The 26734-nt window shown below is 71.6% G+C and carries 25 protein-coding genes; 13 read left to right on the top strand and 12 right to left on the bottom strand.

Translation table 11 applies throughout. The annotated features are described in order from the left end of the window. Positions 1 to 183: 183 nt before the first annotated feature. The 3 genes from kynA to ESP57_RS12625 are packed head-to-tail and all read left to right on the top strand — an operon-like array spanning position 184 to position 3316. Entirely contained in the window at positions 184 to 1041 is an 858-nt protein-coding gene (gene kynA, locus ESP57_RS12635; protein WP_056013327.1) for a tryptophan 2,3-dioxygenase, read from the top strand. 2 nt (positions 1042 to 1043) lie between these two features. Continuing rightward, positions 1044 to 2060: an amidohydrolase family protein gene (locus ESP57_RS12630; protein ID WP_129231839.1), complete on the top strand. Its 1017-nt coding sequence runs from the start codon at positions 1044 to 1046 to the stop codon at positions 2058 to 2060. Between the two features lie 32 nt (positions 2061 to 2092). Beyond that, a complete protein-coding gene (locus ESP57_RS12625) occupies positions 2093 to 3316 on the top strand; it encodes a kynureninase (protein WP_129232161.1) in 1224 nt (407 codons plus the stop codon). A 60-nt stretch (positions 3317 to 3376) separates the two neighbouring features. Here the strand turns inward: ESP57_RS12625 and ESP57_RS18450 are convergent, their stop codons facing one another. Genes ESP57_RS18450 through ESP57_RS12600 form a run of 3 tightly spaced genes read right to left on the bottom strand, consistent with a single transcriptional unit; the run spans position 3377 to position 8271 of the window. After that, a complete protein-coding gene (locus tag ESP57_RS18450; RefSeq protein ID WP_165877455.1) occupies positions 3377 to 6040 on the bottom strand; it encodes a choice-of-anchor Q domain-containing protein in 2664 nt (887 codons plus the stop codon). A 58-nt stretch (positions 6041 to 6098) separates the two neighbouring features. Continuing rightward, entirely contained in the window at positions 6099 to 7655 is a 1557-nt protein-coding gene (locus ESP57_RS12605; protein ID WP_129231837.1) for a DHA2 family efflux MFS transporter permease subunit, read from the bottom strand. Positions 7656 to 7674: 19 nt separating this feature from the next. Continuing rightward, the gene (locus tag ESP57_RS12600; RefSeq protein WP_129231836.1) at positions 7675 to 8271 is read right to left on the bottom strand and encodes a PadR family transcriptional regulator; all 597 of its coding nucleotides are present in this window, start codon (positions 8269 to 8271) and stop codon (positions 7675 to 7677) included. A gap of 207 nt (positions 8272 to 8478) precedes the next feature. Here ESP57_RS12600 and ESP57_RS12595 point away from each other — a divergent pair, with 207 nt between their 5' ends. The 3 genes from ESP57_RS12595 (at position 8479) to purQ (ending at position 10120) form a co-directional block, all read left to right on the top strand. Further along, positions 8479 to 8907, top strand: a complete 429-nt coding sequence (locus ESP57_RS12595; protein ID WP_129231835.1) for a hypothetical protein — start codon at positions 8479 to 8481, stop codon at positions 8905 to 8907. A gap of 170 nt (positions 8908 to 9077) precedes the next feature. Continuing rightward, entirely contained in the window at positions 9078 to 9410 is a 333-nt protein-coding gene (purS, locus tag ESP57_RS12590) for a phosphoribosylformylglycinamidine synthase subunit PurS (RefSeq protein WP_056012025.1), read from the top strand. Between the two features lie 11 nt (positions 9411 to 9421). Continuing rightward, positions 9422 to 10120 carry a phosphoribosylformylglycinamidine synthase subunit PurQ gene (gene purQ, locus ESP57_RS12585; RefSeq protein WP_056012028.1) on the top strand — a complete coding sequence of 233 codons (699 nt, stop codon included), beginning with the start codon at positions 9422 to 9424 and terminating at the stop codon, positions 10118 to 10120. 110 nt (positions 10121 to 10230) lie between these two features. Here the strand turns inward: purQ and ESP57_RS12580 are convergent, their stop codons facing one another. From ESP57_RS12580 to ESP57_RS12565, 4 genes are all read right to left on the bottom strand, one after another. Continuing rightward, the gene (locus ESP57_RS12580) at positions 10231 to 10950 is read right to left on the bottom strand and encodes a flavodoxin family protein (protein ID WP_129231834.1); all 720 of its coding nucleotides are present in this window, start codon (positions 10948 to 10950) and stop codon (positions 10231 to 10233) included. A gap of 85 nt (positions 10951 to 11035) precedes the next feature. Next, complete coding sequence (locus tag ESP57_RS12575) at positions 11036 to 12682, bottom strand: GMC oxidoreductase (RefSeq protein WP_129231833.1); 1647 nt, start codon at positions 12680 to 12682, stop codon at positions 11036 to 11038. Continuing rightward, complete coding sequence (locus tag ESP57_RS12570) at positions 12679 to 13698, bottom strand: diacylglycerol kinase (RefSeq protein ID WP_129231832.1); 1020 nt, start codon at positions 13696 to 13698, stop codon at positions 12679 to 12681. Before ESP57_RS12570 ends, ESP57_RS12575 begins: the two co-directional genes overlap by 4 nt. Before the next feature lies 1 nt (position 13699). Continuing rightward, positions 13700 to 15403 carry an FAD-binding oxidoreductase gene (locus ESP57_RS12565; RefSeq protein WP_243648518.1) on the bottom strand — a complete coding sequence of 568 codons (1704 nt, stop codon included), beginning with the start codon at positions 15401 to 15403 and terminating at the stop codon, positions 13700 to 13702. A 20-nt stretch (positions 15404 to 15423) separates the two neighbouring features. On the opposite strand from ESP57_RS12565, the gene ESP57_RS18595 reads away from it, so the two are divergent. Together ESP57_RS18595 and ESP57_RS12555 are read left to right on the top strand one after the other, a co-directional pair. Continuing rightward, on the top strand, positions 15424 to 16020 hold the full coding sequence (locus ESP57_RS18595; protein WP_129231831.1) for a TetR/AcrR family transcriptional regulator: 597 nt from the start codon (positions 15424 to 15426) through the stop codon (positions 16018 to 16020). Then, positions 15987 to 17624, top strand: a complete 1638-nt coding sequence (locus tag ESP57_RS12555) for a glycerol-3-phosphate dehydrogenase/oxidase (protein WP_243648517.1) — start codon at positions 15987 to 15989, stop codon at positions 17622 to 17624. The genes ESP57_RS18595 and ESP57_RS12555 overlap by 34 nt, the downstream gene beginning before the upstream one ends. Positions 17625 to 17835: 211 nt before the next feature. Here the strand turns inward: ESP57_RS12555 and ESP57_RS12550 are convergent, their stop codons facing one another. After that, positions 17836 to 19323: a catalase gene (locus ESP57_RS12550; protein WP_129231830.1), complete on the bottom strand. Its 1488-nt coding sequence runs from the start codon at positions 19321 to 19323 to the stop codon at positions 17836 to 17838. 161 nt (positions 19324 to 19484) lie between these two features. Beyond that, on the bottom strand, positions 19485 to 19934 hold the full coding sequence (locus ESP57_RS12545; protein ID WP_115960375.1) for a Fur family transcriptional regulator: 450 nt from the start codon (positions 19932 to 19934) through the stop codon (positions 19485 to 19487). Between the two features lie 119 nt (positions 19935 to 20053). Here ESP57_RS12545 and ESP57_RS12540 point away from each other — a divergent pair, with 119 nt between their 5' ends. The 3 genes from ESP57_RS12540 (at position 20054) to ESP57_RS12530 (ending at position 22958) form a co-directional block, all read left to right on the top strand. Further along, the gene (locus ESP57_RS12540) at positions 20054 to 21649 is read left to right on the top strand and encodes an AMP-binding protein (RefSeq protein WP_129231829.1); all 1596 of its coding nucleotides are present in this window, start codon (positions 20054 to 20056) and stop codon (positions 21647 to 21649) included. A gap of 27 nt (positions 21650 to 21676) precedes the next feature. Continuing rightward, a complete protein-coding gene (locus ESP57_RS12535; RefSeq protein ID WP_056012054.1) occupies positions 21677 to 22201 on the top strand; it encodes a tetratricopeptide repeat protein in 525 nt (174 codons plus the stop codon). 112 nt (positions 22202 to 22313) lie between these two features. Then, entirely contained in the window at positions 22314 to 22958 is a 645-nt protein-coding gene (locus tag ESP57_RS12530) for a DNA alkylation repair protein (protein ID WP_243648552.1), read from the top strand. Positions 22959 to 22997: 39 nt separating this feature from the next. Here the strand turns inward: ESP57_RS12530 and ESP57_RS12525 are convergent, their stop codons facing one another. Together ESP57_RS12525 and ESP57_RS12520 are read right to left on the bottom strand one after the other, a co-directional pair. Next, the gene (locus ESP57_RS12525) at positions 22998 to 23315 is read right to left on the bottom strand and encodes a hypothetical protein (protein ID WP_129231827.1); all 318 of its coding nucleotides are present in this window, start codon (positions 23313 to 23315) and stop codon (positions 22998 to 23000) included. 103 nt (positions 23316 to 23418) lie between these two features. Next, on the bottom strand, positions 23419 to 23952 hold the full coding sequence (locus ESP57_RS12520; RefSeq protein WP_056012057.1) for an adenine phosphoribosyltransferase: 534 nt from the start codon (positions 23950 to 23952) through the stop codon (positions 23419 to 23421). Positions 23953 to 24066: 114 nt separating this feature from the next. Between ESP57_RS12520 and ESP57_RS12515 the strand changes: the two genes are divergently transcribed. Together ESP57_RS12515 and ESP57_RS12510 are read left to right on the top strand one after the other, a co-directional pair. Next, positions 24067 to 24528 (top strand): DUF3817 domain-containing protein, encoded by a 462-nt coding sequence (locus ESP57_RS12515; RefSeq protein WP_235507752.1) that lies wholly within the window; start codon positions 24067 to 24069, stop codon positions 24526 to 24528. A 28-nt stretch (positions 24529 to 24556) separates the two neighbouring features. Then, positions 24557 to 25372: a shikimate 5-dehydrogenase gene (locus ESP57_RS12510; RefSeq protein ID WP_129231826.1), complete on the top strand. Its 816-nt coding sequence runs from the start codon at positions 24557 to 24559 to the stop codon at positions 25370 to 25372. A gap of 7 nt (positions 25373 to 25379) precedes the next feature. On the opposite strand, the gene ESP57_RS12505 is transcribed toward ESP57_RS12510, so the two are convergent. Next, entirely contained in the window at positions 25380 to 26597 is a 1218-nt protein-coding gene (locus ESP57_RS12505) for an MFS transporter (protein ID WP_129231825.1), read from the bottom strand. Positions 26598 to 26734 lie beyond the last annotated feature (137 nt).

The following is a 26734-nucleotide window of genomic DNA, read 5'->3' as shown; positions in this document are numbered from 1 at the left end:
CTCCGTTTACCCGAATGAACGATGGCGATGACCCTTCTGGGGGGAAGGGTCGCGACGCGGCGGGCACATGCCGGTGCTGCCGGCAAGGGGATGCCCGCCGTGTCGGCCTCCACCCCGCGTGGTTAGGCTGGTGCCGTGACCACTGAGCCAACCGCACCCGGCGACGGCGCCATCGACAGCGCCATCGACGGCGTCGAAGCCAACACCCGCACGATCGAGGCATCCGTCGTCACCGATTTCAGCGATCGCATGAGCTACGGCGGCTACCTCGACCTGCCGACGCTGCTCTCGGCGCAGCGGCCGATCTCGCGGCCCGAGCACCACGACGAGCTGCTGTTCATCATCCAGCACCAGACCACCGAGCTCTGGCTGAAGCTCGTGCTGCACGAGCTCGAGACCGCGCGCGACCTGCTGCGTGCCGACGAGCTCGCCCCGGCGCTGAAGTGCATCGCGCGCGTCAAGCACATCCAGAAGACGCTGACCGAGCAGTGGTCGGTGCTCGCGACGCTGACGCCGACCGAGTACGCGCAGTTCCGCGGCGTGCTCGGCAACGCGAGCGGGTTCCAGTCGTACCAGTACCGCGCCGTCGAGTTCGTGCTCGGCAACAAGAACGCGAAGATGATGCAGGTCTTCGAGTCGGATGCCGCGGCGAGCGCGATCCTCCGGCACGCCCTCGAATCGCCGAGCCTGTACGACGAGTTCCTCCGGCTCCTCGATCGCGCCGGGTACCCGATTCCGGCCGAGATCCTCGAGCGCGACGTCACCCAGGCGTGGACCTTCTCCCCCGAGCTCGTGCCGGTGTTCGCCTCGATCTACGCCGACACCTCGGAGCACTGGGCCGCTTACGAGACGTGCGAGGAGCTCGTCGACCTGGAGGACAACTTCCAGCTCTGGCGCTTCCGGCACCTGAAGACCGTCGAGCGCATCATCGGCAGCAAGACGGGCACCGGCGGATCAAGCGGCGCGAGCTTCCTGCGGCGGGCACTCGATCTCACGTTCTTCCCCGAGCTCTACGCTGTGCGCACCGAGATCCCGGGCTGAGCATGCCCGGCCGCCTCGATCCCGCACCGCTCGACCTCGGGCCCGGCGCGCGGCGCGTGCGCCGCTCGATGAGCGCGGAGCACCCGGGCGAGACGGGCACGATGCTGCCGCCGCTCATCGACCATCACGTGCACCTCATGCTGATCGGGCCCGACGCCCTGCGCGACACCGCACTCGCGGGCGTCGTCGACCTCGGCGGCCCGCTCGACACGATCGCGGCGTACGCCCGTCGTGACGGCGTGCCGCGCGTCGCCTTCGCCGGCAGCTTCCTCACCGCGCCGGGCGGATACCCGTCCGACCGACCGTGGGCCGCGCCAGGCAGCGCGCGCGAGATCGTCGTCGCGGCGGGTGACGAGCGCGCCGCCCTGCCGACGGCCGCCGAGACGGCGGTCGGCGAGCAGCTGGCGTTCGGGGCATCCGTCATCAAGGTCGCGCTGAACCTCGCCGCCGGGCCGGTGCTCGACCCGGTGACGCTCGCGGCGGTGGTCGCGAGCGCGCACGCCGCCGGCGTGCCCGTGGTCGCCCATGTCGAGGGCGAGGGGATGTCGCGGCTCGCGATCGAGGCCGGCGTCGACGCCTTCGCGCACACGCCCTTCACCGAGCGACTCGACGACGCGCTCATCGGCCGGGCGGTGTCGGCCGGGCAGTGCTGGATCTCGACGCTCTTCGTCGCGGGCTACGGCGAGGCGACGCCCGAGGCGGAGATCGCGCTCGACAACCTCGGCCGCTTCCACGCGGCCGGGGGGCGCGTGCTGTACGGCACCGACCTCGGCAACGGCGATCAGCCGCTCGGCCTGAACCCAGCGGAGCTCGCGCTGCTCGTGCGCGCCGGCCTCGGGGCATCCCCCGTGATCGCCGCACTCACCGACCCGTGGCCGGTCGCGGTCGACGGCGCCCTCGCGACCTTCGTTCCGGGCGAGCCGCCCGCGAGGCTCGACGAGCTTCCCGGCTGGCTGGCGACCGCCGACCTCTCGCCCGCCGAAGACCTGCAGCCGTACGTTGATTTGGAGCACCGGTGACCCACGACCCGCATCTCGCCTTCGCCCGCCGCATGGACCGCGCCGACGGGCTCGCGCACTACCGCAAGCGCTTCGCGGGCGCAGAGACCGATCTCGTCTACTTCGACGGCAACTCGCTCGGCCGCCCGCCGGTGTCGGCGATCGAGCGCGTCGAGCGGTTCCTCCGGGAGGACTGGGGCGGCCGGCTCATCCGCGGGTGGGACGAGGCCTGGCTGCAGCTGCCCACCGAGATCGGCGACCGCATCGGCCGCGCCGTGATCGAGGCGAAGGCCGGGCAGACGATCATCGGCGACTCGACCACCGTGCTGCTCTACAAGCTCGCCCGCGCGGCCGTCGACGCCCAGATCGCCCGCGATCCGGCGCGTCGCGAGATCGTCGTCGACACCGACAACTTCCCGACCGACCGCTACGTGCTCGACGGCATCGCGCGCGAGCGCGGCCTGCGCCTGCGCTGGATCGAGGTCGACACCTCGGCCGGTGTCTCGCCGGAGCAGCTCGCCGAGGCCGTCGGCCCCGAGACCGCGCTCGTCGTCGTCTCGCACGTCGCCTACCGGTCGGCGTACCTGGCGGATGCCCCCGAACTCACGCGCATCGCGCACGACGCGGGCGCCCTGATCCTCTGGGACCTCTGCCACTCCGCGGGCTCGGTGCCGGTGAAGGCCGACCTCTGGGGGTTCGACCTCGCCGTCGGCTGCACCTACAAGTACCTGAACGGCGGCCCGGGCTCACCCGCGTTCGCCTACGTGCGCGACGACCTGCAGGCCGCGATCGCCCAGCCGATCCAAGGCTGGTGGGGCACGACCGACATGTTCGCGATGGGGCCCGACTACGAGCCCGTGCCCGACATCCGCCGCTTCCTCTCGGGCACCGCGCCGATCGTCGGCATGCTCGCGATGGAGGAGACGCTCGCGATGATCGAGGAGGCGGGTATGCCGGCGCTCCGCGAGAAGTCGGTCGCGCTCACCGAGTTCGCGATCACCCTCGCCGACGACTGGCTCGCACCCCTCGGCGTGACCCTCGCCTCCCCCGCCGACCCCGAGGAGCGCGGCGGCCACGTCACGCTGCAGCACCCAGCGATGCGCGAGGTGACCGCCCGCCTCTGGCAGCAGGACGTGATCCCCGACTACCGCGACCCAGGCGGCCTCCGCATCGGGCTCTCCCCGCTCTCGACGAGTTTCGAAGAGCTGCACCGCGGGCTCGACGCCACGCGCACCACCCTGAAGACGGTGCTGCAGGAGCGCGCGGGGCTCGCCTGATGCGCTCGAGCGGTCAGGGGTGGCGATGCCCGCCCGCTTAATCCGCTCGTGACCGCGTGGTCACCGCAACTGCACCGGTGCCGTGTTCGCATTCAGAATGTCGCCGGCACCGCTCTTCACGAGGATCCCGATCGTGTGGGTTCCGGCCGCGATCGCCTTCGTCGTCTTCACGTCGAACTGGAAGGTGTTGGAGACCGCGTTGTACGTCGCGCATCCCCTCGCCAGACCGTCGAACGTCACCGACACGAGGCATCTCGGTGAGAGGAGTGCCGCCGCTACTGCGTCGCTGATCGACTGCCCGCTCGCGGCGGTCAACTGGAACCGCACCGGGAGGTTCGACCCCCGCTTGTACGAGGTCTGCGGCACCGGCTGGAGGAAGCCCGAGAATCCGTACGCCACGACGAACTCGCAGTCGACCGTCGTGGTGCTGCCGGCCACGTCGGCACCCGTGAGCGGCCTCGAGAAGACCCCGGTCGCGGCCAGGTCCGTCGCGGTCAACTGGGCGGTGACGGGAGACGACCCCGGGCCCGACAGCGCGTCGGTCACGGTCGCCGAGAGCCCGATGGTCGGCGCACCGCCGACCACGAATCGCGGAGCCGCATCGCAGGTGACGACCGGGGCCGTCTTGTCGACCTTGACCGTGTACTCCGACGTGCTGGTGTTGCCCGCGAGGTCGGTGCAGCTCGCCGACATCAGGATGGCGCTCCCCTCTCCGGCCGAGGTCGACCCGAGCGTGCAGCGCGACGGGTCGATCCCCGTGCCGCCCACCCCGTCGCTCCAACCCCAGTCGACGGCGACGTCCGTCGTGCTCCAGCCGTCGAGCCCACTCCCCGACGTGACCGCCGGCGCGGCGCGCGGGGCCGTGGCGTCCGCGCCGCCCTCGAACTCGTACGCGCCGATGTCGACCGAGCCGAACTGCGGCCGGGAGATGCCCCGCTGGTCGTCGAGCGGGGCCGATGCGAGGTCCCCTGTGTTCACCGCCGGGCTCAGCCCGCCGACGGCCATCGTTGGAGTGCGCCCCGGCGCATTGAGTGCGAGCGGCGCGAGCTCGGGATCCGCCGACTGCGTGATCGCCGGGCATGAGGTGCGCGCATCGGTGGCATGCGGCGTGACGAGGTTGCCCGCGCCGGACGTTGCGACGCCGCCGAGCACGAAGCACTCGTCGCGCCCGGTATTGCCGGCGACGATCGTGTTGCGGAGCTCGAGCGAAGTCGGATCCCCGGTGGTCGGCTTGTAGACCACGACGCCGGCGCCGTCGCCCGTGGACTCATTGCCGGCGATCGTGGAGTTCGTGATGGTCAACCTGCCGCCGACGGTGAAGATCGCACCACCGGCATCCGCCCCGTTCTGCGCCCCGCCGTCGGTGAAACCGCCGGAGCCTGCGACGCCGCGCACCGCGGCATTGCCCGTGAAGGTGCTGTTGCTCACCTCGATGCTCGCGCTGTAGCCGAAGATCGCACCGCCGAGGCCGGCGCCACCGCCGCCGTAGAGTTCGCTGCCGTCGCCGGCGAACGTGCCGCCGAGGCCCGGGCCGCCGAAGACGACGCCGCCCGGCGCCCCGCCGCCACCGCCGCCGAAGCCGCCGTCGCCGCCGCTACCGCCGCAGTAGGCGCCGCAACTGAAGACATCGGGCTCGGCCGTGGCCCCGCCGCCGCCACCGCCGAAGCCGCCGTGCCCGCCGTCGCCGTCGTCGTAGGCACCGCCTCCGCCACCGCCGCCGTACGCACCGTCGCCACCGTCACCGCTGCTGAATGCGCCGTCGCCGCCACCGCCTCCGCCACCGCCCGCGCACCCGGCGTCGTCGCCGTCCGCGTGCGCGAGGAACTGATCGAGGACGCTCAGCAAGGCACCCTCTCCGCCGCAGCGGTACCCGCCGGGCGCCGTGTCGAAGATCGAGTCGCCCCCACCGTCGGAGACCGTTCCGCCACCGCCACCGCCGTCGGAGCCGATGATGATGCCTTCGGAACCACGACCCCGAGAGCCGCCGCCCCCACCGCCGTCGGAGCCGCCCCAGCCCCCGAGACCGCCACCGCCACCGCCGCCTGATCCACCGATGTCGCTTCGACCGCCGCCGTCACCGCCCGTCGCGATGTTCGACTCGAAGGTGCTCCACTGCACGAGGAGAGCGCCCTCGTGCACGGCGATGGCTCCGCCCGCACCGAGCCCTCCGCCGCCCCCGCGGTTGCCGCCATTGCCTCCTCGAACGGAGAAGTCCCTCACGTGCACCTCGCGGAGATCGAGGTATCCCCCGGCCTGCACGGCGAATGCCCGCACCGGCGTCGTACCGGTGTGCAGGAGGACGGCTCCGCGGCCCTCGATGACGAGGTGGGAGGTGATGATCGGCGTGGCGCTCGGGCCGACGTGGTTCAGCGCGTCGTCGATCACCGCCCCGAACGCGTACGTCGCGCCGGGCGCGAGTTCGATCACGTCGATGCCGCTGCCGGCCGCGCATCCCGTGTCGACGACGGCGCCGCGTCCGTCGGGATCCGGCACGACCGTCGAGTCGTGGTTGGCCGCAAGGATCGCCTCGGGCAGGGTGCAGCCGCCGTCACCGAGCGACTGCGAGACCGAGTCGACCACGATGACCGAATCGGCCCGCGCCGGACTCGGGGGCGCGGTGAGCGCCAGCAGGGCGCCGGTCAGCCCGGCGAGCCCGATGGCCGCGGCGGCGGTACGGAGAGGAATCGAGGCGAGACGCATGATGACCTCCGGCACGGTGGGCATCGACGCGCACCGTCTCCTCGAATCCTCCTCCGCCACCCACGCCGTGGATAGATGAGTACTACTCGGGTTTTGTCCCCAGATCGGGGGCGGCCCCGGGAGCCGCACCGACGGTCGCCTGCTCCGCGGCATCCGTCGACGCGGCGGGCCCCTGCTGCGCCCAGTCGACCGTCACCTTGGGCTTGGCGAAGAACAGCACCAGCACGGCGCCGATCGCGAACCCGATGACGGGCAACCACAGCGACTGCGACATCGCGTCGGTGAATCCACCCGCGATCTGCGGCGGCAAGGCCTGGCCCGCCGTGCTCGACTGCTCACCGCCGGCCTCGGCGAACCCGGGGAGGTTCGCCTCGAGGCGGCCGTTCATGAGCGCCGTGATCGCCGCCGCACCGAAGACCGAGCCGAACTGCCGGGTCATGTTGTAGACGCCCGAGCCGGCGCCGGCCTGCTGCGGGGGCAGGTTGCGCGTCGCGGTCGAGGCGAGCGGCGCCCAGATGCCCGACAGGCCGAGGCCGAGGAACGCGGCCGGGATGAGCAGCACCCAGAGGTCGACCTCGGGCGTGATGAGCAGCGACATCGCCGCGAGCGCGCCGGCGGTGATCGTGAACCCCGCGAACGCGATCCACTTCGGGTCGACGCGGTCGGTCAGCCGCCCGATGAAGGGCGCCATCACGCCCGAGACGACCGCCATCGGCACGAGCATGAGCGCGGCCTGCGTGGGCTCGAGGCCGCGAGCGACCTGGTAGTAGAACGCGAGCGGCAGCGGCATGGCGACGATGGCGAACCCGACGAAGGTGATCGCGGCGTTCGAGAGCGCGAAGTTGCGGTCCGTGAACAGGTCCAAGGGCAGCAGGGGCTCCCTGCGATTGAAGTGCTGCCAGACGACGAAGGCGACGAGCACCACGAGACCCGTGATGATCAGGCCCCACACGGTGATCGGTCCGGTGATGGTGCCCCAGTCGTAGGTCGCGCCCTCCTGGATGCCGAAGATCACGAGGAACATGCCGACGGCACTCAGCACCACGCCGAGCCAGTCGAAGGAGTGCTGGTGCGTCTCGAGCTTGGGCACGAGCCGCAGCGCGAGGATGAACGCGACGACGCCCACGGGCACGTTGACGATGAAGATCCACTCCCAGCCGAGCGAGTCGACGAGGAGACCGCCGAGGATCGGGCCGACGAGCGTCGCGACACCGGCGACGGCTCCCCAGAGGCCCATCGCGGCACCGCGCTGCTGCGGCGGGAAGATGCGCGTGATGACCGCCATGGTCTGCGGGGTCATCAGTGCCGCGCCGAGCCCCTGCACGACCCGCGCGACGATCAGCATGGTGATGTCATCGGAGAGGCCGCACCAGAGCGACGACAGGGTGAACACGGCGAGGCCGACGAGATAGACGTTCTTCGGGCCGAAGCGATCGCCGAGGCGACCGGTGATGAGCAGCGGCACGGCGTACGCCAGCAGGTAGGCGGAGGTCACCCACAGCACCGCGGTGAGGTCGGTGCCGAGGTCGCGCATGATGGCGGGGTTGGCGATCGAGACGATGGTCGAGTCGACCAGGATCATGAAGAAGCCGATGACGAGGGCCCAGAGGGCCGGCCATGGCTTGCGTTCGGTCTGCATGTTGTTCCTCCGGAACGGATCAGGTCTGGGGTGAGGTGCCCGTGACGCCCGGGGCGCCGGACGGCCACCCGAGTTCGCCCGAGCGGAGTTCGTCGATGGTCGCCGCGAGCCATTCGGCTTCGGCGGCGAGCATCGCCCTGCTGTAGTAGACGTTCAGCACGACGTGCTTGGGCTTGCCCTTCTCGGCGATGCGCACGGCTGCGGCGTCGTACCAGGCGATGTCGTCGCGAATGGAGTCGAGCCGGTCTCCGAGCAGCTCGACGACCCGCTCGGCCGGCAGGTTGTGCGCCTCGCCGATGGCGAGCGGGAACTCGGGGAACTCGTTGACGTTGCGGCCGAGCATCTCCTCGAGACTCTCGTCGAACGCTGCGCGCCCGGCATCCGTCACGCTGTAGACGGTGCGTTCGGGCCGATTGCCCATGCGCTCGGTGCCGCTCTCGACGATCAGCCCATCGCGTGCGAGCCGCTCGACCGCACGGTAGAGCGATCCAGCACTCACCTTCACGACGCGGTCCTCCCGGCGCGCCAGCATGAGCTGGTACATCTCGTACGGGTGCATGGGTGCGTCGATCAGCATGCCGAGCGCCGAGAAGGCGAGCGGGTTGAGCTGCGACATCCGTACCGCCTTTCTCGTTCCATTATTCCGCTCGGAATAATACGCGTGGAACTCGGGAAGCGCAACACCGAACCACGGGCGAGCACTACCAGTCCAGCGGTGCCGTGGCAAGCCCAAGGGCCGATCCGGGCCGTTCACGGTTCGCGAGCGTACGATGACTCGATCATCCGATGAGATGCCCTGATCACCCGGCGAAGGGAGCCACTGATGACTGACACGGACCGCACGACGAACGACGTCACGACCGGCGTGAAGAACGCGACGAACCGCGTGACCCAGACGGCGCAGGAGCGCGTGGAGCGCGCCGCCGACGCCACGAGCAGTGGAGCCGCGGATGCCTCGCGAGCGGTGAAGACGGGCGCCGATCGACTCGGCGACACCACGAGCCGCGCGGCCGGGCAGACGGCCGCAGCCGTCAGCGACGGGCTGAACGACGTACGCGACTCGGTCGGCGAGGCCGCCGAGACCGTCGCCGCGCAGGCGAGCGCCGCCGTGGCGAACGCGCGCGAGGTCGCCGACGAGGGAGTCGCCTACGTGAAGGCGCGATACCGGGAGAACCCGGGGCTCGTGATCGCCGTGGGCGCTGCGGCGATCGTCGCCCTCGGGCTCCTCGTCAAGGCCGTGAATCGGCACTGACGGGCCGCTCGCAGCGAGCCGCATCACGCTCGGCCGGTCCGGTCGCGATCCACGCGACCGGACTGGCCGCCCATGTGCGCACGGGGCGGTGACGACGCGGATGCTTCGATGCCTCCGCGCCCCGGTAGAATCGACGCATCCACACTTTCGACACCGGACGGAGAACCGCGGTGCCCACCATCGTCGTCGACGTGATGCCCAAAGCCGAACTGCTCGACCCCCAGGGGAAGGCCGTCGCCGGCGCCCTCGCCCGCACCGGGCGCACCGGGTTCAGCGGCGTGCGCATCGGCAAGCGTTTCGAACTGACCGTCGACGGCCCCGTCGACGACGCGCTCAAGGCCAGCGTCAAGGAGATCGCCGAGGAGATCCTCTCCAACGGCGTGATCGAAGACGTCGTCGGCATCCACTACGAGGTGACGAACGCCGAGCTCGCCGAAGAGGCGTCCGACGCGGCATCCGTCACCGACGACGGCTTCGGCGCACCCGCCGGCGAAACGCACTGAGCGGGGTCGCCATGCGCATCGGTGTCATCACCTTCCCCGGCTCGCTCGACGACCGCGACGCGCAGCGCGCGGTGCGCCTCGCCGGCGCCGAGCCTGTCGCCCTCTGGCACGGCTCACACGACCTCGAGGGCGTCGACGCGCTGATCCTGCCCGGCGGCTTCAGCTACGGCGACTACCTGCGCTGCGGCGCCATCGCGTCGCTCAGCCCGATCATGACCGAGCTCGTCGCCGCGGCGAACGCCGGCATGCCCGTGCTCGGCATCTGCAACGGCTTCCAGATGCTCACCGAGGCCGGCCTCCTCGAGGGTGGGCTCATCCGCAACGACCACGGCTCCTTCATCTGCCGCGACCAGGTGCTCACGGTCGAGAACGCGTCGACCGACTGGACCGGCGACTTCGAGGCCGGCCAGCAGATCACGATCCCGCTGAAGAACGGCGAGGGCGGCTTCATCGCCTCCGATGAGACGCTCGACCGGCTCGAGGGCGAGGGCCGCGTGGTCTTCCGTTACGTCGACGTGAACCCCAACGGCTCGCTCCGCGACATCGCGGGCATCTCGAACGCCCGCGGCAACGTGGTCGGCCTCATGCCGCACCCCGAGCACGCGGTCGAGCCCGGCTTCGGCCCCGACACCGCCGCCGCGATGCGCTCCGGCGTCGACGGCCTCGGCTTCTTCACGAGCATCGTCAAGCGCGCCCTCGTCGAGGCGTAACGTCACAACGCGAACACCGCGAAGGGCGGCCCGATCGGGCCGCCCTTCGTCGGTTCCGGCGCGGCCCGGCCATGGCCACGGCGGCCGGGGCAGCGGCGAGCGACCGAGCGTCAGCGGTACTCGGGATTGGCCTCGAAGCCGGAGTGGTCGCCGGCGTCCCATTCGGCGCGCAGGTTGCCGCCGGCCGGAAAGCCGCCGGCATCCTTCAGCAGCCGCGCGAGGTGCAGGAGGTTGTACGTCATGAACGTCGTGTTGCGATTGGTGAAGTCGTTCTCGGGCCCGCCCGAACCGGGATCGAGGTAGCTCGGGCCGGGGCCCGCCTCGCCGATCCATCCCGCGTCGGCACCCGGCGGAATGGCGTAGCCGATGTGCTGCAGGCTGTAGAGCAGGTTCATCGCGCAGTGCTTGATGCCGTCTTCGTTGCCCGTGATGATCGCGCCGCCGACCTTGCCGTAGTAGACGTACTGGCCGCGATCGTTGAACTCGCCGCTCATCGAGTAGAGCCGTTCGACGAGCCGCTTCGTGACCGAGGCGTTGTCGCCGAGCCAGATCGGCCCGCCGACGACGAGGATGTCGGCCGCTTCGACGAGCGGCCACACCTCGCCCGGCCAAGCGTCGACCGGCCAGCCGTGCTCGCGCATGTCGGGGTAGACGCCGGTCGCGACGTCGAGGTCGACGAACCGCAGCGTGTCCACGTGCACGTCACGCTCGCGCATGAGGGCGATGCTCGCGTCCATGAGGCCCTGGGTGTTGCTGGGTTCGGGACTTCGCTTCAGCGTGCAGTTGACGTAGAGGGCGCGGAGGTCTGAGAAATCCGGGAACTCGGACATGGCGCCGATGGTACTCGCGGGCGGAGCCGCCCGACAGTGCCTGAACGGCCTGCCGGGCGAGTCGCCCCGCCGCAGCGGGCGCGTCTCAGCTTCGCTCCGCTAGCAACTCCTCCTGCGTGGGTCGTGCGTCGGCCGCGCTCCGTCGCGGCCAGTACGACAGCGCGCGCTCGGCCATCGCCGTGATCGTGAGCGACGGGTTGACGCCCGGGTTCGCGGGCACGGCGGCACCGTCGACGACGTGCAGACCCGGGTGGCCCCAGACGCGGTGGAACGGGTCGACGACACCGTGTTCGGGATCGCCCGCGACCACCGCACCACCGAGGAAGTGCGCGGTGAGCGGGATGCCGAACACCTCCGGCCACGAGCCGCGCGCCGCCGCGGGCACGCCGCCGGCCGCCTGCATGCGCGCGGCGATCGCCTGGGCCGCGAGGTGCGCGCCGGGCAGGTGGCTCGGGTTCGGCTCCCCCTCGCCCTGGGCGCTCGTGAGCACCGGGCGCCCGAACCTGCGACGGAGCGAGAGGGTGAGCGAGTTGTCGGCCGTCTGCATGACGAGCGCGATGATGCCGCGCTCGCTCCAGCGATGCAGCGAACTCAGGCGCAGGGTCGTGATCGGATGCCGCAGCGCACCGCCGACCAGCGCCCCGAGTCGCCCGAGGAGGGGGCGGCCGCCGGGCACGAGGCCCGTCGCGAGCATGCCCATGAGGTTCGACCCTGGCCCGTAGCGCACGTTCTCGACGTGCGTTCGCTCGTCGACGTGGAACGAGGTGGTGATCGCGACGCCGCTCGCGAGACCGAGCCCGTCGGGCACCGACACCGCGACCGCGCCGTCGAGCGCCTCGGAGTTCGTGCGCGTGAGCCGCCCGAGCGCGTCGGACAGCCGGGGCAATGCGCCCGAGTCCTTCATGCGGTGCAGGAGCTGCTGGGTGCCCCACGTACCGGCGCCGAGCACGACCTGCTCGGCGCTCACGGTGCGGCGGGCGCGGCCGAACCACGCGCCGCTCCGCACGGTCGTCACGTCGAAGCCGCCACCGGGGCGCTCGCGCACCTCGACGACGGTGCGGAGCGGCTCGATCGTCGTGCCGAGCCGTTCGGCGAGCGCGAGGTAGTTCTTCGCGAGCGTGTTCTTGGCACCGACCCGGCAGCCGACCATGCAGTTGCCGCAGAGCGTGCATCCGGTGCGGTCGGGGCCGTCGCCGCCGAAGAACGGGTCGGGAACCGTCTCGCCCGGGCGTCCGAACCAGACGCCGACGGGTGCGCGCCGGAACGTGTCGCCGACACCGAGGTCGTCGGCGGCATCCGCCATGATCTGCTCGACCGGACCCGAGTGCGGGTATTCGGCGACGACGCCGAGCATGCGCTTCGCCGTCGCGTAGTGCGGCGCGAGCTCGGCCTCCCAGTCGGCGAGGCCGCGCCACTGCCGATCCTCGAAGAACGCTGGGCCGGGCTCGTAGAGCGTGTTCGCGTAGTTCAGCGAGCCGCCGCCGACGCCGGCGCCGGCCAGCACCATGACGTGCGGCAGCTTGTGGATGCGCTGCACCCCGAAGCATCCGATCGCGGGCGCCCAGAGGTAGCGCCGCAGGTTCCACGAGGTCTTCGCGAAGTCGGCGTCCTCGAAGCGGCGGCCCGCCTCGAAGACGTGCACGCCGTAGCCCTTCGACGCGAGGCGGAGCGCCGCGACGGAGGCGCCGAATCCCGAGCCGACGATCACGACGTCGTGGTCGAAGCCGGTCATGCCGCGAGCTCCCCGCCAGGATCGGGCGAAGGCGAAGGCGAAGGCGAAGGCGCGGGCGTGGGCCGGGGCGCATGCGCCGGGCCCGGTGCGCCCGGCCCGCCTGCCGCTCCGGCCGCCGACGGCACGAGCACCGTGAGTGCACCGGGCACCGCTCGGATGCGAGCGCGCCCGGAACCGACGCGCTCGCCGTCGGCGTAGACCACGAGCCCCGGTGCATCGATCTCGACGACCGCCGCGCGCACGGTCGTCACCTCGGGCCGGTCGACATGCGCACCGCGGAGGAGGAGCGGGAAGAGGCGCACGAGCTTCGCCCGCGAGAGCGGCGCCACGTGGGTGACGTCGAGCAGGCCGTCGTCGGGGGCGGCATCGGGGCACACGGGCATGCCGCCGCCGTAGCTGCGGGTGGAGCCCACGGCGATGAGGGTGCCGGGCATCGGATGCATCGCGCCGCCGTCGAACGCGACGGAGAACGGCATCGGGCGCAGGCGTGCGACCTCGATGAGGATCGCCAGGTAGTAGCGGACGCGTCCCCGCGGCCACTTCAGGCGATTGGTGCGCTCGCTGACGTGCGCGTCGAAGCCGAGCGCGGCGACGGTCAGGAAGCGCGCGACGCCCGCCGCCGACTCCACCTCGCCGACGTCGATCGCGCGGGGCGTGCCGTGCAGGGCGAGCTCGGCTGCGGCCGAAGCGGCATCGGATGCCCCGAACGGCAGGCCGAGTGCGCGTGCGAGATCGTTGCCCGTGCCCGCGGGAACGAGCGCGATGGGCACGCCCGACCCGACCACGGCGTCGAGCACCGAGGAGAGCGTGCCGTCGCCGCCGACGACCACGAGGGCGCGGGGTCGGCTGGCGACTGCTTCGCGCGCGAGCCGTCGGGTGTCGTCGACCGAGTCGCCCGCGAACACGCGCACCTCGGCGTCGAAGGCCTCGAGGCGTTCGACGGCGCGCACGGCGGCGGCGGCACCCCGACCGCGGCCGGAACTGGGGTTCACGAGCACGGCGATGTGCCCGGTCACGTCAGTTGCTCCCGTGCTCGAGCAGCGCGCCGGGGTTCATGACGCAGGCGGGGTCGAGTTCGTCCTTCACGGCGCGGAGAATCCTCAACCCGACGGGCCCGATCTCGCGCTCGAGCCATGGGGCGTGGTCGCGGCCGACGCCGTGGTGATGGCTGATGGTGCCGCCGCCGGCCATGATCGCGTCGTTGACCGCGGCCTTCACCGGCTCCCACGCCTCGAGTTGGTCGCCCTTCACCCCCGCGAGGATCGTGAAGTAGAGCGCGGCGCCGGTCGGGTAGACGTGCGACACGTGGCAGAGCACGAGCGACTTGGCACGCTGCTCCGCGAAGCCGACGGTGATCGCGGCGGTCACGTCGCGCTTCAGCCGTTCGAGGTTCGACCACGTGGTCGCGGTCTCGAGGGTTTCGCAGAAGACGCCGTGGTCGAGCAGGGCGTCGCGCAGGTACGGCGCGTTGAATCGGCCGTGCACCCACTCCTCGGCCGCCGCCGGCCCGGCCGAGACGCCGCCCGCCTCGCGCAGCACCTGCGCCGTGCGGGCCTGCCGCTCAGCCGCGAGCTCGGCGTCGCCCTCGAAGATCGTGATCGCACTGGCACCCTTCGCGAGCGCCTTGCCGATGCGCCCGACCTGCGCGAGCGAGACGCCGGTCTCCGCCTCGTCGGAGAGGCGGATGACGGTGGGGCCCGTGCCGAGCTGGGCGACTCGGCGCAGCGCGCCGGCGCCCGCCGCGAAGTCGGGGAAGGTCCAGGCTTCGGCCAGCCGCGTCTCGGGCACGGGGTGCACGCGCACCCGCACCTCGGTGATGACGCCGAACGCCCCCTCCGAGCCGAGGAAGAGGCGCAGCAGATCGGGCCCGGCGGCCGATCCGGGCGCCCGACCGAGGTCGAGCTCGCCGGTCGGGGTCGCGACGCGGAGGCCCGTGACCATCGCATCGAAACGGCCGTTTCCCGCGGAGTTCTGCCCCGAGGAGCGCGCGGCGGCGAACCCGCCGATCGTCGCGTAGCGGAAGCTCTGGGGGAAGTGCCCGAGTTCGAAGCCGTGCGCGCCGAGCAGTCGTTCGGCCTCCGGGCCGGTGGTGCCGGCCTGCAGCACGGCCTCGCCGCTCGTCTCGTCGAGGGAGGCGAGGCCCGTGAGCCGGCGCAACTCGAGCGCGATCACGGCGTGGTGCGCACCGCGCTCGGGGTCGAGCCCGCCGACGACGCTCGTGCCGCCGCCGAACGGCACGACCGCGATGCCGCGGGCACCGGCGAGGCGCAGCACCTCGACGACCTCGGCGTGGTCGGCCGGAGAGACGACCGCGTCGGGAGCGGCCTGTCGATGCGCGCGACGACGGAGGAGATCCGGCGTCGAGCGCCCGCCGGAGTGACGGATGCGTGCGTCGTCGTCGCTCGCGACGTGCGCGTCGCCGACGATGGCGGCGAGCGCGGCCCGGTCGGCGTCGGCGAGTGCCGAAGGTGCGAGCTCGACCTCGTCGAGCGCCACGGCGGCGTCGGGCTTCGCAACGCGTCCGAGCATCACCGGCAGCAGCGCCCGCACCGCGAGCGGCAGCTCCTTCGCCTTCGCCGGGTCGCCCCAGCCATTCCACCGCATCGGGGTGGCGACCTCGCCGGGTCCCCCAGTGTCGACACGGCGTTCATTCCACCGCATCGGGGTGGATGTCTCGTCGCCGGCGCTTGCGGCAGTATGTGAGGCGTCTCCGTCGACCATGCGTTACAGTGTGACACATCATGGAAGATCGTCAAGCTCTCCAGCTCGACCGGCCCGTCTGGGACGAGGCCGAGATGCGCATGCTCGACGCCGCCGTCGAGCTCATCGCCGTGCGCGGGTCAGGCGGGGTCACCGTCGCCGAGGTCGCCCGCAACGCCGGGGTCAGCCGCCCCACCGTGTATCGCCGCTGGGCGAGCGCCGACGAGATCGTGCGCGCGGCCCTGCTGCGCGCCACCGTCTCGCTCATCGAGCAGTTCCCCGAACCCGCGCAGTCGCGGGCCGACCTCGTGCGCGACGTGATGCGCTTCTCGGAGCTGTTCCGCACCGATCCGCTCTACGGCCGCCTGCTCGACCGGGAACCCGAGGTCTTCACCCGGTACACGCTGCAGCGCATCGGCCAGAGCCAGCGCGTCATCCTGCAGTGGCTCGCCACGGCGATCGAACTCGCCCAGCGGGGCGGTTCGGTGCGAGCCGGCACGCCGAGCGACCTCGCGGTCATGCTCCTGCTCATCGCCCAGTCGGCGATCCTCTCGCACAACACCGTCTCCGCCCTCATCGACGAGCCGCATTGGAGCAGCGAACTTTGGCACGCACTCGACGGACACCTCCGTCCCTGATCCCCGCCGGCACCGGCTCGGGCGTCGCTGCGCACTCCCCTGCGCTGAACGCCGGCCGCCGCTCGCGTGAGCTCGACGCGCTCGCCGCCCGCACCGAGCCGGTCGACCTGCTCGTCATCGGCGGCGGCGTCACCGGCGCGGGCGTCGCGCTCGACGCCGCGAGCCGCGGGCTCTCGGTCGTCCTCGCCGAGGCGCACGACCTCGCCTTCGGCACCAGCCGCTGGAGCTCGAAGCTCGTGCACGGCGGACTGCGCTATCTCGCCACCGGCGACATCGCGGTCGCGCGCGAGAGCGCCGTGGAGCGGCACCTGCTCATGACCCGGGTGGCACCGCACCTCGTGCGGAGCCTCCCCCAGCTGCTGCCGTTCGTGCCCGCCGTCTCGGCGAAGCAGCGCGTGTTCGGCAGCCTCGGCATGGGCATGGGCGACGGGCTGCGCATGCTCGCCCGCACCCCGGGCGATGTGCTCGCGCATCCGCGCCGCATCGGTCGCGACGAGGCGCTGCGGCTCGCGCCGGCCCTCCGCCGCGACGGCCTCAAGGGCGGGGTGCTCTCGCACGACGGCCAACTCGTCGACGACGCCCGGCTCGTCGTCGCCCTCGCGCGCACGGCCGCCGCGTACGGGGCGACCGTGCTCACCCGGATGCGCGTCTCGAACGCGGATGCCGACGGCGCGACCCTCGACGACGCGACCGGCGGCGGCTCGGTGCGCGTGCACGCCCGGGTCGTCGTGAACGCCGCGGGCGTGTGGGCGGGCGAACTCGACCCCGGCATCCGCATGCGCCCGAGTCGAGGCACCCACCTCGTGCTCGACGCCGCGGCGCTCGGGCACCCGACGGCCGCCCTCACGGTGCCGCACCCGGGGTCGATCAGCCGCTTCGTCTTCGCGCTGCCGCAGCAGCTCGGCCGCGTGGTCGTCGGCCTCACCGACGAGGACGCCCCTGGGCCGGTGCCCGACGTGCCGGTTCCCCAGGACTCCGAGATCGACTTCCTGCTGCGCACCGTCTCGACGGCCCTCGAGCGCTCGCTCGGCCGTGACGACGTGCTCGGCGCCTTCGCCGGGCTCCGCCCGCTCATCGACACGGGCGGCGACGGCTCGACCGCCGACATCTCGCGACGGCATCACGTCGCCGTCTCCGATGCCGGGCTCCTCAACGTGCTCGGCGGCAAGCTCACGACGTATCGGGCGATGGCCCGCGACGCCGTCGACCTCGCATGCCGGCATGCGGGGCTCGCGGACCCCGGTTGCCGCACGGCATCGCTCGGCCTGGTGGGAGCGCTCGGCTCGGCGGTGCCGGTCGATGGTTCACGCCCCGCCGCGGTCGCCCGCACCGAGCTGCCCGTCTCGCTCGCGGCACGCTTCGGCGCCGAGGCATCCGCTGTGCTCGACGTCGCCCGTTGCGCCGACCCGGCCGAGCTCATCGCGCCGGGCCTCGACGTCACGCGAGCCGAGATCGAGTTCGCAGTACTCGCTGAGGGCGCGCTCGACGCCGACGACGTGCTCGATCGGCGCACCCGCATCGGACTCGTCGCGGCCGACCGCCAGCTGGCGCACGCCGCGGTCGCCGAGATCGTCGACGAGGCACTCGCGCAGCAATCGAGATGACGCTTCTCGTCGCTTCTCATCACCGCATACCGACAACACGTGTCATCTCGATGCTGATGGATGTGCTGGGGGGGTGCTGGTGGTGCTGGTGGGCGGTGCTCGCGGGGTGCTGGTGGGGGGCGCTGGTGGTGCGGCGGCACGAGGATGAGCCGGCGCGCACGCGAACGGGCCCGGATGCCGCGCGGCATCCGGGCCCGTCAGGAACGCTCGACTACGCGGCAGCACCGTCCGCGGCGGCGGCGGCCGTCGCGTGCGTCTCGCGGAGCACCGCTCCGAGGTCGGCGTCGACGTTCGTCCAGTACTGGAAGAAGCGCTCGCGGATCTCGTCGATCGTGATCGACGCGGCCTGGCCGGCGAGCGTCGCCTGCAGTCGCAGCTTCGCCTCGGCCGAATAGACGTCGCGGTAGAGCGTGCCCGCCTGGCCGAAGTCGCTGTCGTCGGTGCGCAGCGTGTAGGCGGCGCGCACGAGCTCGCCGTCGCTCTCCCAGCCGCCCTCGGCCGCAGCCTCGGGCGACGCCACGGGGCCGCCGAACGAGTTCGGCGCGTAGACCGGCGTGCTCGGCGCGTTGAATCCGTGACGCTGGGCGCCGTCCTGCGAGTAGTTGGCGACGGATGCCGCGTGCGGCGCGTTCACCGGGATCTGGTTGTAGTTCGTGCCGACGCGGTAGCGCTGCGCGTCGGGGTAGCTGAACACGCGGGCCATGAGCATCTTGTCGGGGCTGATCGCGATGCCGGGCACCGTGTTCGCGGGCGAGAACGCCGCCTGCTCGATCTCGGCGAAGAAGTTCTGCGGGTTGCGGTCGAGCGTGAGCGTGCCCACCGGGATCAGCGGATAGTCCGCGTGCGGCCACACCTTCGTGAGGTCGAACGGGTTGAAACGGTACGTCTTCGCGTCGTCGTACGACATGACCTGCACGTGCAGGTCCCACTTGGGGTGGTTGCCCGCCTCGATGGCCTCGTGGAGGTCGCGGCGGTAGTAGTCGGCGTCGGCGCCGGCGATCGCCTCGGCGCTCTCGGCGTCGAGGTGCAGGTCGCCCTGCTGCGAGCGGAAGTGGTACTTCACCCAGAACTTCTCGCCCTCGGCGTTGATCCACTGGTAGGTGTGCGAACCGAAGCCGTGCATCTCGCGCCACGACTTCGGCAGGCCGCGGTCGCCCATGAGGTAGGTGACCTGGTGGGCCGACTCGGGCGAGAGGGTCCAGAAGTCCCACTGCATGTCGGCGTCGCGAAGGCCCGATCCGGGCAGGCGCTTCTGCGAGTGGATGAAGTCGGGGAACTTGATCGCGTCGCGGATGAAGAACACGGGCGTGTTGTTGCCGACGATGTCGTAGTTGCCCTCGGTCGTGTAGAACTTCACCGAGAAGCCGCGCACGTCACGCCAGGTGTCGGGCGAACCCTGCTCGCCGGCGACGCTCGAGAAACGCAGCAGCGTCTCGACGGTCGATCCGGGCTGGAACGCTGCGGCGCGCGTGTACGCCGAGACATCCGCGGTCACCTCGAAGCGGCCGAACGCGCCGCCGCCCTTCGCGTGCACGATGCGCTCCGGGATGCGCTCGCGGTTGAACTGGGCGAGCTTCTCGACCAGGTAGCGGTCGTGCAGCACCGTCGCGCCGTCGGCGCCGATCGTGAGGGAGTGGGTGTCGCTGGCGACCGGGGTTCCGGTCTGCGTCGTGGTGGGCGTGGTCGTGCGTTCCGACATGCGTCCTTCTCTCTGTTTCTTCGTGTGTTTCTCTGGGGTCGCCGACCGGGGTCGACGGGGCGCAGGTAGGGAAGCGCCCGAGTCTCGGGGCGCGCCGGATCGACCCGGCGCGGGATGGATGGTGGATGCGGGTGCGGAGCGCCGGCGGTGCCGACGTCGCCTCAGCTCGGCTCGCCGCTCGCGGCGCAGTCGGGGCAGAGCCCCCAGAAGGTGACCTCTGCGGTGGCGATGCGGAAGCCGTGCGACTCGCTCGGGGTGAGGCAGGCGGCCTCGCCGACGACGCAGCCGACGTCGAAGACCGTGCTGCACCCCGTGCAGACGAGGTGATGGTGGTTGTCGCCGACGCGGGTCTCGTACAGCGCCGGCGACCCGGCCGGCTCGATCTTGCGCAGCAGCCCGGCGTCGGCGAGCGCGCCGAGCACGCCGTAGACCGCCTGCCGCGACGTCGTCGGCAGGGTCGCGGCGACGCGCGTGAACACGTCGTCGGCATCGAGGTGCTCGCCCGGCCCGAACACGTCGAAGACCGCGAGACGTGACTCGGTGACCTTGAGCCCGGCGCCGCGAAGCAGGGCGGCGGCCTGCTCGCGTTCGTCGGTGGCGTTCGGGCTCATGTCTCGAACGTAGCAGTTGTCTTGATTTTGTCAAAACAACCGAGCAGTCATCAGCTCTTCCCCGACCACACGGATACGTGCATGATGGCTTCCACCCGCAGATCGAAGGAGATCGCAGCATGGCCAGGAGCACGTACCCAGACCTCACGGTTCCCGACACGTCGATCTACGAATACCTCTTCGGGGATCTCACCGAGGCCGAGCTCGATCGGGTGGCGCTCGTCGACGGCACGAACGGCGCCGAGACCAGCTACCGGCAGCTCGTCGGCCAGATCGGGCTCCTCGCCGGGGCGCTCGCCGCCCGTGGCGTCGGCGTCGGCGACGTGGTCGCGCTGCTCTGCCCGAACGTGCCCGCGTTCGCCACCGTGTTCCACGGCATCCTGCGCTCGGGCGCGACGGCGACGACAGTCAACTCGCTCTACACGCCCGACGAGATCGGCAATCAGTTGACGGATGCCGGTGCCACCTGGTTCTTCACGGTGTCGCCGCTCCTCCCGGGGGCGAAGGCCGCGGCGGCACGCCTCGGCATCGCGGACGACCACCTCGTCGTGCTCGACGGGGCCGAGGGGCACCCGTCGCTCCGCGACCTGCTCGGTGAGGGTCACGCCGCGCCCGAGGTCGCGTTCGACCCGGCGACGCACCTCGCCGTGCTCCCCTACTCCTCGGGCACCACCGGACGGCCGAAGGGCGTCATGCTCACGCACGCGAACCTCGTCGCGAACGTCGAGCAGGCGCGCGGCTCCATCGGCCTCGTGCCCGACGACCGTGTGCTCGCCGTGCTGCCGTTCTTCCACATCTACGGCATGACGGCGCTCTTGAACTACGCCCTGAAGCTCAGGGCCGCACTCGTGACGATGCCGAGGTTCGACCTCGTCGAGTTCCTCCGCATCATCAGCGAGCACCGGGCGAGCTGGGTGTTCATCGCGCCGCCGATCGCGGTGGCGCTCGCGAAGCATCCGCTCGTCGACCAGTACGACCTCTCGAGCGTGCGGGTCGTCTTCTCCGGAGCGGCGCCGCTCGACGGCGCGCTCGCCGAACTCGTCGCCTCCCGCATCGGCTGCACCGTCGCGCAGGGCTACGGCATGACCGAGACGAGTCCGGTCACGCACGTGATCCCCACCGACCGCGACGACCTCGACCGCTCCTCCATCGGGTTCCTCGTGCCGAACACCGAGGCCCGCCTCGTCGATGTCGAGACGGGCGTCGACGTCGAGGTGCCGGGCGACGGTACGGCGAGCGAGCCCGGCGAACTGCTGATCCGCGGTCCGCAGGTGATGCAGGGCTACCTCGGCAACGCCGAGGCGACCGCCGCGATGCTCGACGACGAGGGCTGGCTGCACACGGGCGACATCGCCACGGTGACCGCCGACGGCGTCTACCGCATCGTCGACCGCCTGAAGGAGCTCATCAAGTACAAGGGCTACCAGGTCGCGCCGGCCGTGCTCGAGGCCGTGCTGCTCGGCCACCCGTCGATCGCCGACGCCGCGGTCATCGGCGTGCTCGACGCCGACGGCCAGGAGGTGCCGAAGGCGTTCGTCGTGCTGCAGCCCGGCGCCGAGCTCGACGCCGATGCGGTCATGGCGCACGTCGCAGCCCACGTCGCCCCGCACGAGAAGGTGCGCGTCGTCGAGTTCATCGAGGTGATCCCGAAGTCGAGCGCCGGCAAGATCCTGCGCAAGGACCTGCGGGCGCGCGAGCAGGCGGCGACCGCCTGAGCGGTGGGCGACCGCGATGATGGAACGATGACCGCACGCCTCTCCCCCGAGCTCGAAGCGACACTGGGCGAGATCTTCGACCGCCGCGACCGCGCGAACATGCAGCCGACGATCGATGAGTTCCTCGCCGTGCTCGCGGCGCACCCCGGCGACCCCTACGTGCTCTACGAGGTCGGCGGCTCGTACGACACCGCGGGCGAGGAGGAGACGGCGCTCGGCTACTACGAGCAGGCGATGGCCGCGGGCCTGGCGGGAGACCCGCTGCGCCGGTGCCTCCTGCAGTACGGCAGCACCCTGCGCATCCTCGGGCGGATGGACGACTCGCTCGCCGCGCTCGACCGAGCCCTCGCGGAGTACCCGGACTCGGAATCGGTGCGCCTGTTCCACGCCCTCGGCATGCACGCCGCCGGACGCAGCGACGCGGCCGTCGGCGAGCTGCTCGCCTTCGCGGCCGACACGGTGCGCACGCCCGACGTGTTGCGCTACGAGGCGGCGCTGCGCGGCAACGCCGGCTACCTGCTCGGGCTCGACGAGAGTCGCGCCGGGGCGTGACCGGCGCCCGCGCAACCGGCCGACGTAGGGTTGGATGCGGGCACGCACCGCGAGCGGAGGAGAAGTCGTGACGACGAAGACAGCAGCGCCGGAAGCCACCGTCGGCGAGGTGATGGCCGACCTCGCCGCCCTCGAAGACCCGAAGGTGCGGGCGGTCAACGAACGCCACGGCGACGACCACGGCGTGAACCTGTCGAAGCTCCGCGCCGTGGCCAAGCGGGTCGGCACGCAGCCAGAGCTCGCCCGCGAGCTCTGGGCGACGGGCGACACCCCGGCGCGTCTCGTGGCGCTCCTGATCAGCCGCCCGAAGCAGTACGACGCCGCCGAGCTCGACGCCATGCTCCGCGAGGCGCGCGTGCCCAAGGTGCACGACTGGCTCGTCAACTACATCGTCAAGAAGAACCCGCACGTCGAGGAGCTGCGCGTCGCCTGGTTCGACGACGCCGACCCGGTCGTCGCGAGCGCCGGATGGGCGCTGACCACCGCTCGGGTCGCGAAGTCACCCGAGGGCCTCGACCTGCCCGGCCTGCTCGACCTCATCGAGGCGCACATGAAACGGGCGCCCGATCGCCTGCAGTGGGCGATGAACGAGACCCTCGCGAACATCGGCATCCACCACCCCGAGTACCGCGCTCGCGCGCTCGAGATCGGCGAGCGGCTCGAGGTGCTGAAGGACTACCCGACCCCGCCGAACTGCACGTCGCCGTTCGCGCCGATCTGGATCAACGAGATCGTGCGGCGGCAGACCGCCGGTTGATCGGGCGCCGAGCGGAGCGCATCCGACGGCGCTCGCGGTTCAGCGCTCGGTGCGGCGTTCCGGCTCGGGCAGCACCCAGCGCTTCGGGCGATCGTCGTCGGTCGGCTTCGAGCGCCCGCCGAGGTAGAACATCACGAGGGATGCCGCGATGAGCGCGGTGCCGAGCGGCAGCACGAGCTGGCGGACGACGTTCAGCACCAGCTGCACGATCGACAGGATCGTCTGCCCCACCTCGGGCTGGGTCTGCGGCGAGACGGTCCCGTACATGAGCTGCGGTACGAGCAGGATCATCAACGCACCGCCGACCGACAGCCCGATGCCCCACCACAGCGTTCGCTTCGGCATGTTGTCCCGCATCGGACCTCCTCGTTCGGTGGCACACGCTACCAAGGAATGTCCATGACGACCATGGCGGTTCCGCCGTGACGGACGCCGCGGCATCCGCTCGCTCGACCGCCGCTCAGTACTGCAGGAGCGAGAAGATCTCGTAGCGATCGCCGAGCGCCTCGCGGCCGCCGAGGCCCTCGAGTTCGAGCGCGACCGAGATGCCGGCGACCTCCCAGCCGGCGCGCTCGACGAGGCGCGCGGCGGCTCCGACGGTGCCGCCCGTGGCGAGCACGTCGTCGACGATGAGCACCCGGGTGCCGGGCGGGAGCTCGCCCTCGTGCACTTCGAGTGCGGCGGTGCCGTACTCGAGCGCGTAGTCCTCGCGCAGCACGGCGCGCGGAAGCTTGCCGGCCTTGCGCACGGTGAGGACGCCGGCACCGCAGATCGCCGAGGCCGCACCCGCGATGAGGAAGCCGCGCGCCTCGACGCCGCCGATCACGTCGAACCGGCCGGCGAACGGCTCGGTGAGCGAAGTGCCGAGCGCGTGCAGCGCCGGACCGCTCGCGAAGACCGGGGTCAGGTCGCGGAAGGTCACGCCGGGTTGGGGGAAATCGGGGATCGACGCGATGAGGCTCGAGACGAGCTCGCGTGCAGACTGCTCGGTCACCGGCCAAGGTTATCGCGGCCGGCTGGGCGATCCGACGGATCAATCTTTCGTTCGATGCGCCCGCCCAGACGCGGCTGGGAGGATGGCATCATCCCCCGAACTCTGGAGATCGCCGTGTCACCGAAACGCCTCTACCGCGCCCTCGCCTTCGCCGAGGCCGTCACGTGGACGATCCTGATCGTCGCGATGATCCTGAAGTACGCCGCGGGCGTGGAGTGGGCGGTGCTGGTCGGCGGTTCGATCCACGGATTCGTGTTCCTCTCCTACGCCCTGACGGCGGTCATCGTCGGCGTGAACCAGCGCTGGAACCTCGGCCGCATCGCCTTCGCCGTGCTCACCGCGATCGTGCCCTACGCGACCATCCCCTTCGACCTGTGGCTCGTGCGCAAGGGGCACCTCGAGGGTGACTGGCGCCGCGAGAAGACCGACCACCCGGCCGACGGGAACTGGGTCAACGGGCTGCTCCGCTGGTTCCTCGCGCGCCCCGTGCTGCTCGTCTCGCTCGCGGTCGTCGGCATCGTCGTCGTCTTCGCCGGCCTCCTCGTGATCGGTCCGCCCGGAGGCCGCGAGGCCTGATCCGTTCCGGAGAGCGCAGACTGGTGACATGCCCATCCTCAACAAGGACATGTCGGTCTGCATCTCGCTCGCGGGCCGGCCGTCGAACCTCGGCACCCGCTTCCACAACTTCCTCTACGACGAGCTCGGGCTGAACTTCGTCTACAAGGCGTTCACGACCGACGACCTCGAGGGCGCCGTCCGCGGCATCAGGGCGCTCGGCATCCGCGGATGCTCCGTCTCGATGCCGTTCAAGGAGGCCGTCATCCCGCTCGTCGACGTCGTCGAGCCCTCGGCCGCGGCGATCGAGTCCGTCAACACGATCGTGAACGACGGCGGTGTGCTCACCGCGTCGAACACCGACTACGAGGCGATCGCCGAGCTCATCGCCGAGAACGGGCTCGACCCGGCGCAGTCGGTGCTCGTGCGCGGATCGGGCGGCATGGCGAAGGCCGTCGTCGCGGCGTTCCGCGGTGCCGGCTTCGACGACGTCACGGTGCTCGCGCGCAACGCGTCGCTCGGCCCGGCGCTCGCCGAGCAGTACGGCTACGCCTGGACGGCCGCCGACCCCGAGCCCGGCGCCGACGTCCTCGTGAACGTCACCCCGCTCGGCATGCAGGGGGCGGATGCCTCGGCGCTCTCGTTCTCGGAGGAGCACGTCGCCGCGGCATCCGTCGTGTTCGACGTCGTCGCCTTCCCCGCCGAGACGCCGCTCGTCTCGGCCGGCCGTGCGGCGGGCAAGCTCGTGATCAGCGGCGCCGAGGTGCACGCGATGCAGGCTGCCGCGCAGTTCGAGCGCTACACGGGCGTGAAGCTCACGCGCGAACAGATCGCTCGCGCCGCCGCGTTCTCACGGGTGGAGTAGCCGCTCGTCAGTGATGCACGCGGTTGACGAGCGCCGTCCAGACGAGGGCGGTCGTCGAGCAGATGAGCAGTCCGACGAACACCCACGGCAGGCCGCCGAGGCCGATCACGCCGAAGAGGATGGCGCCGAGAAGCGCGCCGCCGCCGATGCCGGAGTTGAACGCGGTCGTGTAGAAGGATGCCGCGGCGTCGCGGATGCGCGAGGACGCCGAGTGCAGCAGGCGCGTGTTGAGCATCGGCGGGAGGGCGCCGAACGCCGTGCCCCACAGCAGGAAGCAGGCGATGCCCACGCCCGGCACCTGCGGGAAGAGCGCGAGTCCCGTGACGCCGAGCGCCGTCGCGACGAGCGCGACCGCGAGGCCGACCGTCGGGCGACGTCCGAGCACCGTGCCGGCGAGCAGCAGGCCGACCGCGCCCGCGATGCCGTAGGCGAGCAGCATCGGGCTGATCGCGCTCGGCGCCATGCCCATGACGTCGGTGATGAACGGCGCGACGTACGTGTAGAACGTGTAGGCGCCGACCATCGTGACGGCCGTGATGAGGCAGACGACGAGCACCGGCACGAACGTGGCGTCGCTGCGCAAGCGGATGGGGGCGGCATCCGCTTCACCGGCGTGGTGACGCACGGGAGGCAGGAAGCGCCACACGAGCAGCGCGCCGAGCAGAGTCAGGGCGCCGATGCCGGCGAACGCGAGGCGCCAGCCGAAGGCCTGGCCGAGCGCGGTGCCGAGCGGCACACCGAGCACGAAGGCGAGCGAACCGCCCGCGACGCTGATCGACACGGCGCGCGCCAGCTGCTCCTTCGGTACGAGGTGTCCGGCGTATGCGCCGACGACCGACCAGAACAGGCCGTGGGCGGCACCGCCGAGGATGCGGGTGGCGAGCACCGTGCCGTAGTTGGGCGCGAGCGCGGTGAGCACGCAGCTGACCGCGAGCACGGCGAGGCTGATGACGATGAGCGTGCGGCGCGGCACCTTCTTCGTGAGGCTCGCGAGCGGCACGGTGAGCACGACGACGGTCGCCGCGAAGACGGTCACGAGCAGGCCGATGAGCGGCTCGCCGACCTCGAGCTCACGGCTCATGTCGGGCAGCAGGCCGGTCGGGATCATCTCGATCGTGACCGAGAGGAAGACCGCGGCGGCGAGCACGATGAGGCCCAGCCACGGGAAGGGCGGCATCACGGCCGGGGTGGAGGAGGTGGAGTAGTACGGAGTTGACGGCGTCATGAGGAAACCTGAACGAAGGGCGTTCCCGCGGGCGCGGGGCGGGGCTCCGCGAGCGCAACGGCGGGTCGACTGCGCGCTTTGTGCGCGCCCAGGGCCGCCGGGAATGCGACGACCACTCAGCATTCTACCGGTCGGGG

It is taken from the genome of Agromyces fucosus (assembly GCF_004134865.1).
Classification (GTDB): Bacteria; Actinomycetota; Actinomycetes; order Actinomycetales; family Microbacteriaceae; genus Agromyces; species Agromyces fucosus.
This window is presented reverse-complemented; position numbering and strand designations above follow the sequence as displayed.